Source organism: Agromyces sp. NPDC057679 (genome assembly GCF_042799635.1).
Taxonomy (GTDB): Bacteria; Actinomycetota; Actinomycetes; order Actinomycetales; family Microbacteriaceae; genus Agromyces.
The window spans coordinates 305,635-317,842 of record NZ_JBHVIK010000003.1 but is presented as its reverse complement, the minus strand read 5'-3'; the positions used below and the strand labels follow the sequence as shown (position 1 = coordinate 317,842).

At 72.4% G+C, this 12,208-nt stretch carries 12 protein-coding genes; 9 read left to right on the top strand and 3 right to left on the bottom strand.

The genetic code is table 11. From position 1 onward, the window contains the following. Positions 1 to 45: 45 nt before the first annotated feature. The 4 genes from ACFVAJ_RS14425 (at position 46) to ACFVAJ_RS14410 (ending at position 5,103) form a co-directional block, all read left to right on the top strand. Complete coding sequence (locus ACFVAJ_RS14425) at positions 46 to 1,869, top strand: DEAD/DEAH box helicase (RefSeq protein WP_376945230.1); 1,824 nt, start codon at positions 46 to 48, stop codon at positions 1,867 to 1,869. Between the two features lie 7 nt (positions 1,870 to 1,876). Beyond that, complete coding sequence (locus tag ACFVAJ_RS14420) at positions 1,877 to 2,332, top strand: RrF2 family transcriptional regulator (RefSeq protein WP_376945228.1); 456 nt, start codon at positions 1,877 to 1,879, stop codon at positions 2,330 to 2,332. Between the two features lie 85 nt (positions 2,333 to 2,417). Continuing rightward, on the top strand, positions 2,418 to 3,590 hold the full coding sequence (locus tag ACFVAJ_RS14415; RefSeq protein ID WP_376945226.1) for a globin domain-containing protein: 1,173 nt from the start codon (positions 2,418 to 2,420) through the stop codon (positions 3,588 to 3,590). Between the two features lie 127 nt (positions 3,591 to 3,717). Further along, positions 3,718 to 5,103, top strand: coding sequence for an MFS transporter (locus ACFVAJ_RS14410; protein WP_376945224.1), 1,386 nt, complete (start codon positions 3,718 to 3,720; stop codon positions 5,101 to 5,103). Here the strand turns inward: ACFVAJ_RS14410 and ACFVAJ_RS14405 are convergent. Further along, positions 5,055 to 6,320 (bottom strand): trans-sulfuration enzyme family protein, encoded by a 1,266-nt coding sequence (locus ACFVAJ_RS14405; RefSeq protein WP_376945222.1) that lies wholly within the window; start codon positions 6,318 to 6,320, stop codon positions 5,055 to 5,057. The two genes, ACFVAJ_RS14410 and ACFVAJ_RS14405, sit on opposite strands and share 49 nt — an antisense overlap. Before the next feature lie 111 nt (positions 6,321 to 6,431). On the opposite strand from ACFVAJ_RS14405, the gene ACFVAJ_RS14400 reads away from it, so the two are divergent. Beyond that, complete coding sequence (locus tag ACFVAJ_RS14400) at positions 6,432 to 6,908, top strand: Lrp/AsnC family transcriptional regulator (RefSeq protein WP_376945220.1); 477 nt, start codon at positions 6,432 to 6,434, stop codon at positions 6,906 to 6,908. A 215-nt stretch (positions 6,909 to 7,123) separates the two neighbouring features. Continuing rightward, the gene (locus ACFVAJ_RS14395; protein WP_376945218.1) at positions 7,124 to 8,218 is read left to right on the top strand and encodes a VIT1/CCC1 transporter family protein; all 1,095 of its coding nucleotides are present in this window, start codon (positions 7,124 to 7,126) and stop codon (positions 8,216 to 8,218) included. Here the strand turns inward: ACFVAJ_RS14395 and ACFVAJ_RS14390 are convergent. After that, positions 8,179 to 8,829 (bottom strand): VanZ family protein, encoded by a 651-nt coding sequence (locus ACFVAJ_RS14390; RefSeq protein WP_376945217.1) that lies wholly within the window; start codon positions 8,827 to 8,829, stop codon positions 8,179 to 8,181. The genes ACFVAJ_RS14395 and ACFVAJ_RS14390 overlap by 40 nt on opposite strands. Then, on the bottom strand, positions 8,826 to 9,497 hold the full coding sequence (locus ACFVAJ_RS14385; protein WP_376945215.1) for a M15 family metallopeptidase: 672 nt from the start codon (positions 9,495 to 9,497) through the stop codon (positions 8,826 to 8,828). The genes ACFVAJ_RS14390 and ACFVAJ_RS14385 overlap by 4 nt, the downstream gene beginning before the upstream one ends. A gap of 88 nt (positions 9,498 to 9,585) precedes the next feature. Here ACFVAJ_RS14385 and ACFVAJ_RS14380 point away from each other — a divergent pair, with 88 nt between their 5' ends. The 3 genes from ACFVAJ_RS14380 to ACFVAJ_RS14370 are packed head-to-tail and all read left to right on the top strand — an operon-like array spanning position 9,586 to position 12,200. Next, complete coding sequence (locus ACFVAJ_RS14380; RefSeq protein WP_376945213.1) at positions 9,586 to 10,308, top strand: response regulator transcription factor; 723 nt, start codon at positions 9,586 to 9,588, stop codon at positions 10,306 to 10,308. Then, positions 10,301 to 11,380, top strand: coding sequence for a sensor histidine kinase (locus ACFVAJ_RS14375; RefSeq protein ID WP_376945211.1), 1,080 nt, complete (start codon positions 10,301 to 10,303; stop codon positions 11,378 to 11,380). The genes ACFVAJ_RS14380 and ACFVAJ_RS14375 overlap by 8 nt, the downstream gene beginning before the upstream one ends. 31 nt (positions 11,381 to 11,411) lie before the next feature. Continuing rightward, positions 11,412 to 12,200, top strand: coding sequence for an SDR family oxidoreductase (locus tag ACFVAJ_RS14370; protein ID WP_376945209.1), 789 nt, complete (start codon positions 11,412 to 11,414; stop codon positions 12,198 to 12,200). The last annotated feature ends 8 nt before the right edge of the window (positions 12,201 to 12,208 follow it).

The window sequence follows — 12,208 nt, the reverse complement described above, 5'->3', positions numbered from 1 at the left end:
GTGTCGGTTCGAGGATGTCGCAGGGCTCCGCTACCCTCGAATCCAGTGAGTACAGCGACACCATCCGGGGCCCATCCGGGCACCTCGGCGGCCGAACACCTCTCACCGTCGTTCCCCGAGCGTGCTGCCTGGGGTACCGCGTCGAAGCTGCGGGCCTGGCAGGCCGAGGCGCTCGAGCAGTATCTCGACGAGCTTCCGCGCGACTTCCTCGCCGCGGCCACGCCGGGCGCCGGCAAGACGACCTTCGCGCTCCGCCTCGCCGCCGAGCTCCGCGGTCGGCGCGTCATCGACCGCATCACGGTCGTCGCGCCCACCGACCACCTGAAGCGGCAGTGGGCCGATGCGGCGGCCAGGGTCGGCATCCGGCTCGATCCCGGGTTCCGCAACGCGCACGGCCGCTCGGCGCGGCACTATCACGGCGTCGCCGTCACGTACGCGCAGGTCGCCATGCGGCCCGCGCTGCACCGCGAACTGACCCTCTCGGGTCGCTCGCTCGTCATCCTCGACGAGGTGCACCACGGCGGCGACACGCTCTCGTGGGGCGACGCGATCCGCGAGGCGTTCGAACCGGCGACGAAGCGGCTGTCGCTCAGCGGCACCCCGTTCCGCTCCGACACCGCCCCCATCCCGTTCGTCGAGTACGAGCCCGACGCGCAGGGCGTGCGGCTCTCGAAGACCGACTACAACTACGGCTACGGACGGGCGCTCGCCGACGGCGTCGTTCGCCCCGTCATGTTCATGGTCTACGCCGGGCACATGCGCTGGCGCACGAAGGCCGGCGACGAGATGGAGGCGAAGCTCGGCGAGGACAACACGAAGGACATCACGTCCTCGGCGTGGCGCACGGCGCTCGAGCCGAGCGGAGAGTGGATCCCGGCGGTGCTGCGGGCCGCCGACCGACGGCTGACCGAGGTGCGCCAGTCGATCCCCGATGCGGGCGGGCTCGTGCTCGCCACCGACCAGACGGTGGCGCGGGCGTATGCCGACATCCTGCAGCAGATCTCCGGTGAGCCGGTGACCGTCGTGCTCTCCGACGACAAGGAGGCCTCGGCGAACATCGAGGAGTTCGCGGGCAACACCCGCCGGTGGATGGTCGCGGTGCGCATGGTGTCCGAGGGCGTCGACGTGCCACGCCTCGCCGTCGGGGTGTACGCGACGAGCTCCTCGACGCCGCTGTTCTTCGCCCAGGCGATCGGGCGCTTCGTGCGGGCCCGCCGACGCGGCGAGACCGCCTCGGTGTTCCTGCCGAACGTCCCGGTGCTGATGTCGCTCGCCGCCCAGCTCGAGCGCGAGCGCGACCACGCCCTCGACCGGCGCGGCGGCGCCGACGCCGACGACGACGGCCTGGACGACAGCCTGCTCGAGTCGGCGAACCGCGAGGAGCGCGCCTCGGAGGAGATGGAGTTCGGCACCTGGGAGGCGATCGGCTCCGACGCCTCGTTCGACCGGGTCGTGTTCGACGGCACCGAGTTCGGCACGCTCGCCGAACCCGGCAGCGACGAGGAGTTCGACTTCATCGGCATCCCCGGGCTGCTCGAGCCCGAGCAGGTCTCCGAGCTCCTGCGCCACCGGCAGGCGCGGCAGGCGCGCCGGGCGGGGGAGCGGCGCAAGCACGCGGCGGCGTCGCAGGCCGACGGCGAGGGCGACGGCGGGTCGGCCGAACCGGTCGCACTGTTCCGCACCCTGAAGGAGCAGCGTTCGCTGCTCAACAGCATCGTCGGGCTCTACGCGCGGCAGAGCGGCCAGTCGCACTCGAGCGTGCACGCCGAGCTGCGACGGGCGTGCGGCGGCCCCGAGGTCGCGCAGGCGACGGTGACGCAGCTGCAGTCGCGCATCGAGCTCGTGCGGCGACGACTCTCGGGGCGATGATGGTCGCGTGAAGATCAACGGGTTCGCCGACGTGTGCCTGCGCACGCTGATGCTGCTGGGCGCCCAGCAGGGCGAGCAGCTCACGAGCCGCGAGATCTCCGAGCGCATCGGGGTGCCGTACCACCACGTCTCGAAGGCCGTGCTCGAACTGCGCCGGCGCGGCGCCCTCGAGGTCGCACGGGGCCGCATGGGCGGAGCCCGCATCACGGAGGCCGGGCTCGCGCTCAGCGTGGGCGCGCTGCTGCGGTCGCTCGACGGCCACCAGGATCCCGTGGACTGCATCACGAGCGACGGCGCGAGCTGCCCGCTCATCGCGGGGTGCCGGCTGCGATCGGCGCTCCACCGCGCCCGTGAGGCGTTCTACGCGACCCTCGACGGGCTGACGGTCGAGTCGCTCACGGCGAGCCCGTCGCTCGTCTCGCTGCCGCTGCCCGGCGTGCGCGAGGCATCCGGCGGCGCCTGATTTGCACCCGCATTTCTACAGGGTGTAGAACTGTTCTCGGAATCTCGCATATCAAATGCCAGATACGACCGTTCCGAGGAGAACCATGCTTTCCGAGCAGTCCCGTCCCGTCATCGAAGCCACGCTGCCCGTCATCGGCGGGCGCATCGGCGAGATCACGCCGAAGTTCTACGCCCGCCTGTTCGCCGCGCACCCCGAGCTGCTCGACGGGATGTTCAGCCGGGCGAACCAGCAGAACGGCACCCAGCAGCGGGCCCTCGCCGGCAGCATTGCCGCCTTCGCCTCGCACCTCCTCGCACACCCCGACACCCTCCCCGAGGCGGTCCTCTCGCGCATCGCGCACAAGCACGCCGCCCTCGGCATCCCCGAGTCGGGCTACCCGATCGTCTACGAGCACCTGTTCGCCGCCATCGCCGACGACCTGGGCGACGCCTGCACCCCCGAGGTGGCCGCCGCCTGGACCGAGGTGTACTGGCTCATGGCCGACGCGCTCATCGCGATCGAGCGAGGCCTGTACGCCCGCCAGGCGAACGACGTCATGTGGGCCGAATGGCGGGTGACCGCGAAGGAGGCCGCGGGCGCCGGTTCGATCACCTTCCGCCTCGCGCCCGTCGACGAGACGCCCGTCACCCGGGCGACGCCCGGCCAGTACGTCTCGGTGCGCGTGCAGCTCGCCGACGGGCTCCACCAGGCGCGGCAGTACTCGCTCTCCGATCGCGTCGACTCGCTCACCGAGCGTGTCTTCACGACCAAGCTCGACGAGGGCGGCGAGGTCTCTCCGTTCCTCCACGGACACGTGAACGTCGGCGACGTCGTCGAGCTCTCGAACCCGTACGGCGACATCGAGCTCGACGACACCGACGCCCCCATCGTGCTCGCGACGGCCGGCATCGGCTGCACGCCGAGCGCCTCCATCCTGCAGTCGCTCGCGGGCTCGGCGTCCGAGCGCCGCGTCCTCGTGCTCCACGCCGAGCAGCGGGCCGAGAACTGGGCGCTCGAGGCGCAGATGCGCGAGGCCGTCGCGGCGCTGCCGAACGCGGAGCTCCGCCTCTGGCTCGAGGAGCCCTCGTCCGCCGCCGACGCGGAGAGCGGCTTCATGAGCCTCGACGGCGTCGAGATGCCGGCCGGCGCGAAGCTCTACCTCTGCGGTCCGCTGCCGTTCATGCGCTCCATCCGCTCGCAGGCGATCGCCGCGGGCGTCCCCTCGACCGACATCCACTACGAGGTCTTCGGACCGGACGTCTGGCTCGCCGCCTAGGCGACCGGCGACCGAGGGGCGCCGGCGGCACGTTCGTGCCGTCGGCGCCCCGCTCGGCGTTCACGGGATGCCTCGCCGCGCGCGAGGGAGGCGCGGGGCATCCGCGGCCGGGGATACCATGGCGCCCATGGCTCGCCGCACCCGGGTGCTCGTCATCGCGATCATCGTCTCGTTCATCGCGTTCCTCGACGGAGCCGTCATCAACGTGGCGCTCCCGTCGCTGGCCGAGGAGCTCGGCGGCGGGCTCGCGCTGCAGCAGTGGGCGGTCGATGCGTACCTGCTGACGCTCGGCGCGTTCATCCTGCTCGCGGGATCGCTCTCCGACTCGTTCGGGCGGGCGCGCATGATCCGCATCGGGCTCTACGGCTTCGGCGTCACCTCGATCGCCTGCGCGATGGCCCCCGACGGCGTCTTCTTCGTGGTCGCCCGTGCGTTCCAGGGTGCCGCGGGCGCCCTGCTCGTGCCGAGCTCGCTCGCGCTCATCGTCGCGACGTTCCCGCTCGCCGAGCAGGGGAAGGCGATCGGCCGCTGGACGGCGTGGACGACGGTCGCGTTCCTCATCGGGCCGCTCTTCGGCGGGCTGCTCGTCGACCTCGTGTCGTGGCGGCTCGTGTTCTGGATCAACCTGATCCCGATCGTCGTCGCGCTCGTGATGCTGCGGGGCATCACGAGCGATGAGCCCGCCTCCGAGCACGCCCCCATCGACTGGATCGGCGCCGCGCTCTGCGTCGCCGGCCTCGGCGGCACGGTGTTCGCGCTCATCGAGGGCGAGCGCCTCGGCTGGGACTCGCCGCTCGTGCTCGTGCCGCTCATCGGCGGGGTGATCGCGCTCGGGCTCTTCATCTGGTGGGAGCGCCGCACACCGCAGCCGATGCTGCCGCTCAGCCTCTTCAAGGCCCGCAACTTCGCCGCAGGCAACCTCGCCACGCTCTTCATCTACGCGGCCTTCTCGCTCGGACCCTTCGCGATCACGATCTTCCTGCAGGAGTTCGGCGGGTTCAGCGCCACTGCCGCGGGTCTCGCGACCCTGCCGCCGACGATCATGCTCGTCCTCCTGGGCTCGTGGTTCGGCGGGCTCTCGACGAGGTTCGGCCCGAGGATCTTCATGACTGCGGGGCCGATCGTCGTCGCCGTCGGGTACCTGCTCACGCTCGCCGTGACCGAGGAGGTCGGCTTCTGGACCGAGCTCCTGCCCGGCATCGTCGTCTCGGGGCTCGGCATGGCGATCACCGTCGCCCCGCTCACCGCGGCCATCCTCGGGGCCGTCGATCCCGCCAGGGCGGGCATCGGCTCTGCCGTCAACAACGCCGTCGCACGCATCGCCGGACTCGTGGCGATCGCCTCGATCGGCGTCATCGTCGGATCGACGCTCGACGTCGACGGTTATCACCGGGCCGCGATCGCGACCGCGGCCCTCCTCGTCGTCGGGGGAGTCGTCTCCTGGCTCGGGATCCGCAACCCGCCTCAGGCGGCGCGGGTCGAGGAGCCCTCGTCGGCGTCGCCGGCGGACTGACCGGCGTCGGTGCGGTCTGCACGGTCGGCGCCCGAGGTCGTCCCCGCTGCATCGAGCGCAGCGAGGAGATCGGCCGCGAGGTCGTCGACGTGCTCGAGTCCGATCGAGAGGCGCACGACCGCGTCGCCCGGCTTCGCGGCGCCTGCGACGGGGCGATGTGTGAGCGAAGCCGGGTGCTGCACGAGCGAGTCGACGCCGCCGAGCGAGACCGCGTGGGTGACGAGCTCGCACGACTCGGTGAACCGTACCGCGGCATCGAAGCCGCCGGCGAGCTCGAGCGCGATGATCGATCCCGGCCCCTCGAGCTGCGTGCCGAGGAGACCCTGCGGGTCCTGGCCGGGCAGCCCCGGATAGTGCGCGCGGGCGACCGCGGGATGCCTTGCGAGGCGCCCGGCGAGCTCGCGCGCGGTCTCCTGCTGGGCGCGCACCCGCAGCGGCAGGGTGCGGAGCCCGCGGTGCAGGAGATACGCGGCCATCGGGTGGAGGAGACCGCCGGTGAGCGCCCGCACCCGGCGTAGTCGCTCGACCCAGTCGCGGTCGGCGGCGACCACGCCGCCCATGACGTCGCCGTGGCCGCCGAGGTACTTCGTCGCGCTGTGCAGCACGAGCGTCGCGCCGTGCTCGGCGGGCCGCTGCAGCACCGGGGTCGCAAAGGTGTTGTCGACGAGCAGCGGAACCTCGCCCGCGGCGTCGGCGAGCCGGCTCAGGTCGACGAGCTCGAGCGTCGGGTTGGCGGGGGTCTCGACGACGACCAGCCCGGTCTCGGGGCGGATCGCGTCGGCGACCTCGTCGACCGTCGCCCAGGTCACCTCGGTGCCGAGCAGGCCGCTCTCGAGCACGTGGTCGGTGCCGCCGTAGAGCGGGCGTACCGCGACGACGTGCGGCTTGCCTGCAGATGCGGTCGCGATGAGCACCGCGGCGAGCGCGGCCATGCCGCTGCCGAAGGCGACGGCGCCGTCGGTGCCCTCGAGCCCGGCGAGCGACTCCTCGAAGCGGGCGACCCCGGGCTGCCACAGCCGCTGGTACACCGCCGAGCGTCCCTCGCCGAGGTCGTGGCCGGTGGCGAGCTCCTCGTAGGAGAGCCCCCCGGTCTCGACCGAGCCCAGCGGGTTCGTGGTCGAGAAGTCGATGACGGGAACGTGGGATCCGCTCTCTCGGACTCCGCTCATACCGCCGTGGACGGCGCGGGTCTCGAGGTGCGACGACGATGTCTGCATGGCTCGCACTGAAGCAGATTCTGCTGAATCTCTCAACTCAGCCTGCACGATCATTGCGATACTCTGGATGCCTCGCAGAATCTGCAGAATCGATCCGCTTGGAGTCCACACATGGCGCAGAAACCCGAACTCGATCGCGTCGACCGCGCGCTGCTCCAGGCACTCTCCACGAACGCCAGGGCCTCGGGCGCCGCGCTGGCCGCCGAGGTCGGCGTCGCCGAGTCCACCGTGTCGCTCCGGCTGCGTCGCCTCCAGGCACTCGGCACCGTGCGCGGCTACCGCGTCGAGGTCGATCTCGCCTCGCTCGGGGTCTCGCTGCAGGCGCTCATCGCGGTGCGGCTCGTGAAGCACGACCGCAGCGAGATCGACGCGTTCCGCTCGCAGGTGCCGCACCTGCCCGGTGTGCTCGGCGTGTTCCACATGGCGGGCGCGGAGGACTACCTGCTCCACGTCGCCGCGCGCGACGCCGAGGAGTTGCGCGAGTTCGTGCTCTCGCACCTCACCGGCCACCCCGCGGTCGCCCACACCGAGACGAACCTCATCTTCGAGCACGTCGACGGCGACGGCTGGAACAAGCTCGTCGGCTGACCGCGATCCTCGCGGGTCGATCATCGGCTTGCAGGTTCGCTGTTCGGAGCGTGCTCGTTCGGCGCTCCGAAATGCTGTCAATCCGGGCGAATCGGCCTGCTCGGCCCCGTGGCGCCCGATAGCGTGAACGTCGGCCGTGAGCGCGGCCGCGCACTGGCGCGGGTACCCGGCGGCCTCCCCATCCACCGGTGCGCCCGCGAGACGGAGGAGAGCACATGACCGACGAGCAGCCGCAGGGCACCCCGGCCGAGCGCGACCGCTGGCGCCGCTACCTCGCCGCCGAGCGCGCCGAGGCCGCCGTCTACCGCGAGCTCGCCGCCCGCCGCGACGGCGAGGAGCGCGAGATCCTGCTCGCCCTCGCCGCGGCAGAGGGCCGCCACGAGGCGCACTGGCTCCGCCTCCTGGGCGGCGACGACCGCGGGGTGCCCCGCGCCGACCTGCGCACCCGGATGCTCGCCTCGCTCGCGCGCCGTTTCGGCTCGATCTTCGTGCTCGCGCTGGCACAGCGCGCCGAGGCCCGCTCGCCCTACGCGAGCGACCCGCACGCGACGCCGGCGATGGCGGCCGACGAGCGCATCCACGGCGAGGTCGTTCGCGGGCTCGCCGCACGGGGTCGCCGCAGCCTCGCCGGAACGTTCCGCGCTGCGGTGTTCGGCGCGAACGACGGCCTCGTCTCGAACCTCGCGCTCGTGCTCGGCATCGGTGCGACGGGCGTCGCCCCGGGAGTGGTGCTCTTCACCGGCATCGCGGGCCTCCTCGCCGGCGCGCTCTCGATGGGGGCGGGCGAGTACGTCTCGGTGCGTTCGCAGCGGGAGCTGCTCGAGGCATCCGCCCCCGACCCGACCGCCCGCGAGGCGCTGCCGCACCTCGACGTCGATGCCAACGAGCTCGCCCTCGTCTACCGGGCTCGCGGCATGGGCGAGCAGGAGGCGGTCGAGCACGCCGCGCTCGTCGTCGCTCGCGTGCAGGCCGCCGAGCAGGTGCACGCGCCGACCGACGCGCTCGCGGTCGCCGAGCACGACGACGAGGCGGTCGGCACGGGCATGTCCGCCGCGATCTCGAGCTTCCTGTTCTTCGCCTCGGGCGCGCTCATCCCGGTGCTGCCCTACCTCTTCGGCCTGACCGGGCTCGCCGCGATCGTCACCGCGACCGTGCTCGTGAGCATCGCGCTGCTCCTGACCGGCGCGACCGTGGGTCTGCTCTCGGGCGCCTCGCCGCTCAAGCGCGCGTTCCGGCAGCTCGCGATCGGCCTCGGGGCCGCGGCGGTCACCTACCTGCTCGGCCTCGCGTTCGGCACGAGCCTCGCCTGATCGCCCGTCGGCATCGATGCCGGCACGCGCCCGGGCCCGTCGGCCGGAGGTCCGTAGCCCAGCGGAGTGGCGACGATCGTCAGACTCGCGAGCAGCGCGAGCACGGTGCCCACTACGCACAGTCGCACGGCGACGACCGACGCTCGTACGCCTGAGCGCCGCCGGGCGAGCGCGAGCAGCGCGAACCCGGCAAGGCCCCCGGCGGCATTCGTGATCACATCGGTCGTATCCGTGCTGCCGACGGCGAGCGTGTACTGCAGCGTCTCGAGGGCGAGACTGACCGCCGCGGTGATCGTCGCCGCCCGCCACCACCGCCACGTCGGCCGGAGGAGGCCGAGGTAGACGCCGAACGGCACGAAGAACGCAATGTTCGCGAGCACCTCGCGGGGTGCGCTCGCCCCGAACTCGGCGGTGTCGGCGAACGGCACGAGCTTGATCACGCGGCGCGATCCGCCCCCGATCCACGGCGCCTCGAACTTCCACAGCACGATCCACACGAGCAGCGCGAGGTAGCTCGCGAACAGCACGATCACGAGCGCGCGGGTCGAGGGCCGCAGCCGGGATGCCTCGACGTCGCGTGCGGCCGGGTGGCGCGTCGTCGTCGTGGTCATCGCTGCATCCGGGGATCCTCGGTGGGGTCGGCGTAGGGCTCGGGGCATCCGTCGTCGACCGCCTCTGGGCGCAGCTCGAAGTGCCACGATTCGTTCGCGTAGATCTGGCAGAGGCCGTAGGCGGCCCCGTGCTCCGAGAGCCACGTCGTCGCCTCCCACCAGCCGAGGTCGATCGCGTCACCCTGCACGTGCGGCGAGGTCGCGGCGGTGGCGACCCATCGTGCCGCCTCCTCGGCCGAGCCGTACTCGGCGATGGCGTCCTGCAGCAGCTCGTCCTGGTACTCGGCCGATCGCCAGCCGCTGTTGACGACGAACGCGATCCCGGCGGCCTCGGCGTCCGTCGCCGCCCGGCGGACGGCGTCGAGGAGCGCGGGGTCGAGATTGGCGATCGCGGCCTCGCCGTCGTCGAAGACGGTCACGCCGCCGCCGAGGCGACCGTCGCCCGGAAGCGGTGCGGCTCCGGCACCGGTACCGGTACTGGCGAGCGGATCCCCGCCGGTCACCGGCGTCGCCGACGACGGCGGTTCGCCGAGCGAGCCGACGATCGCCGTCACGAGCAGCGCGGTGGCGATCGCGAGGGCGAGCATGATGAGCAGGGCGAACGGGCCGGCGCGACGGGTGCGGCCGGCGCGGTTCGCGGAGGTCTCGGGATGGAGCTTCGAGGTCATGCGCACCAGCCAACGCGAGGGCGTGTTGCCGGAGCGTATGCCGATTCGCATACGCGGGCGATATGCGCCGCCTCGTACCATCGGAAGCGTGCGCGTGCTGATCGTCGAGGACGAACCACTCCTGGCCGGGGCCATCCGCGACGGGCTGCGGCTCGAGGCGATCGCCGCCGACATCGCCGGCGACGGCGACACCGCCCTCGAACTGCTGAGCGTGAACGCCTACGACCTCGCCGTGCTCGACCGCGACATCCCCGGTCCCTCGGGCGATGAGGTGGCCCGACGCATCGTCGCGTCCGGCAGCGGAATCCCGATCCTCATGCTGACCGCGGCAGATCGGCTGGACGACAAGGCCTCTGGGTTCGAACTCGGCGCCGACGACTACCTCACGAAGCCCTTCGCGCTGCGCGAGCTGGTGCTGCGCCTGCGTGCCCTCGATCGCCGTCGAGCGCACAACCGGCCGCCGGTCCGCGAGATCGCCGGTCTGCGGCTCGATGCGTTCCGCCGCGAGGTGCACCGCGACGGGCGATACGTCGCGCTCACCCGCAAGCAGTTCGCGGTGCTCGAGGTGCTCGTCGCAGCTGAGGGCGGCGTGATCAGCGCCGAGGAGCTGCTGGAGCGGGCGTGGGACGAGAACGCTGACCCCTTCACCAATGCGGTTCGCATCACCGTCTCGGCGCTGCGGAAACGACTCGGGGAGCCCTGGCTCATCGCCACGGTGCCCGGCGTGGGCTATCGCATCGACACCGGTCGGGCCACCGGCGACCGGGCGGGCGACGAACCCGCCGAGCATGGGGGCGGATCGCATGGATAGGGCGCCCGGAATCAGCGTGCGGCTCAAGCTCACCCTGAGCTACGCGGGGTTCCTCATGGTCGCCGGCGCGCTGCTGCTCGCCGTGGTCTGGGCGTTCCTCCTGCGTTACGTGCCGGCCGAGGCGATCGCGACCATCGGCGGCTTCGTGCCGGGGCGTGACGACCTCATCCGCGCCTTCGCTCCGGCGGTCGCCTGGGCGCTGCTCTTCCTCCTCGTGCTCGGGCTCGCCGGCGGCTGGTTCCTCGCCGGTCGGATGCTCGCTCCGCTGCGCCGCATCACGAGGGCCACGCGGCGGGCCGCGAGCGGCTCGCTCTCGCACCGCATCGAGATGGAGGGACGTGACGACGAGTTCCGCGAGCTCGCCGACAGCTTCGACGCGATGCTCGCGCAGCTCGAGGCCCATGTCGACGAGCAGCGTCGCTTCGCCGCGAACGCCTCGCACGAGCTGCGCACCCCGCTGGCGATCACCCAGACGCTCCTCGACGTCGCCCGCGACGATCCGCAGCGCGACACCGCGGCGCTCATCGAGGGGCTGCAGACGGTCAACACTCGAGCGATCGACCTGATCGAGGCGCTGCTCATGCTCAGCCGCGCAGACCAGCAGTCGTTCGCCAGGGAGTCGGTCGATCTCTCGCTGCTCGCCGAGCAGGCCGCCGAGACCCTGCTGCCGCTCGCCGAGCAGCGCGGCATCTCGCTCGAGGTCTCCGGCGAGGTCGCCGTCGCCCTCGGCTCGCCGGCGCTCCTGCTGCAACTGACGACGAACCTCGTGCACAACGCGATCGTGCACAACCTCCGTGCCGACGGCACCGTGCAGGTCACGACCTTGTCGCGCACGGGGGAGGCGGTGCTCGTCGTCGAGAACACCGGCGAGCCGCTCGATCCCACGCTCGTCTCGACGCTCACCGAACCGTTCCGCCGTGGCGGCGACCGCATCAGGACCGACCGCAGCGGCGTCGGTCTCGGCCTCGCTATCGTGAAGAGCATCGTCCGGGCGCACGGCGGCTCCCTCGCCCTCGCGCCTCGCGAGGGCGGAGGGCTTCGCGTGGTCGTGACGCTGCCCGCCGCATCGTGACCTGTTGACCCGTCCGCCTTCGAGGAGGCCCATGACCCGCCCCGTCGCCCTCATCACCGGCGCCGGCCGTCGCAACACGATCGCCTGGGCGATCGCGACCGCCCTCGCCGCCGACGGCTGGGACATCGCGTTCAGCCACCTCGGCGACTACGACCGGCGGATGCCCCTCGGCGGCGACCCCGATCGCGACCCCGCCGCGCTCGAGGCCGAACTGCGGTCGTTCGGAGCCCGCGCGATCGCGCTCGACGCCGACCTCGCCGACCCCGAGGTGCCGGCACGTCTCGTCGCGCGGGCGGCCGAGCTCGGCCCCATGCGCGCGCTCGTGCTCTCGCACGCGCAGAGTGTCGACTCGGGCATCCTCGACACCTCGCTCGAGAGCTTCGACCGGCACTTCGCCGTCAACGCGCGCGCCGCGCTGCTGCTCGTGCAGGCGTTCGCCGAGCAGCTGCAGGCCGTGGCCGACGGCGGCGCTGCCGCCGACGAGGGCGGCGTCCGTGGCGGCAGCATCGTCGCGCTCACGAGCGACCACGTCGTCGGCAACGTGCCCTACGGCGCGTCGAAGGGAGCGCTCGACCGCATCGTGATCGCCGCGGCCCGCGAGCTCGCCCCGCTCGGCATCACCGCGAACCTCGTGAACCCGGGTCCGGTCGACACCGGCTGGATGGACGAAGCGACGCGCACGGCGCTCACCGCCCAGCAGCCCACCGGGCGGCTCGGCACCCCCGAGGACGCCGCCCGGCTCGTGCGATTCCTCGTCTCGGACGAGTCGCGGTGGGTGACCGGCCAGCTCATCCACAGCGACGGCGGCTTCTCGATCTGAGATCGAGC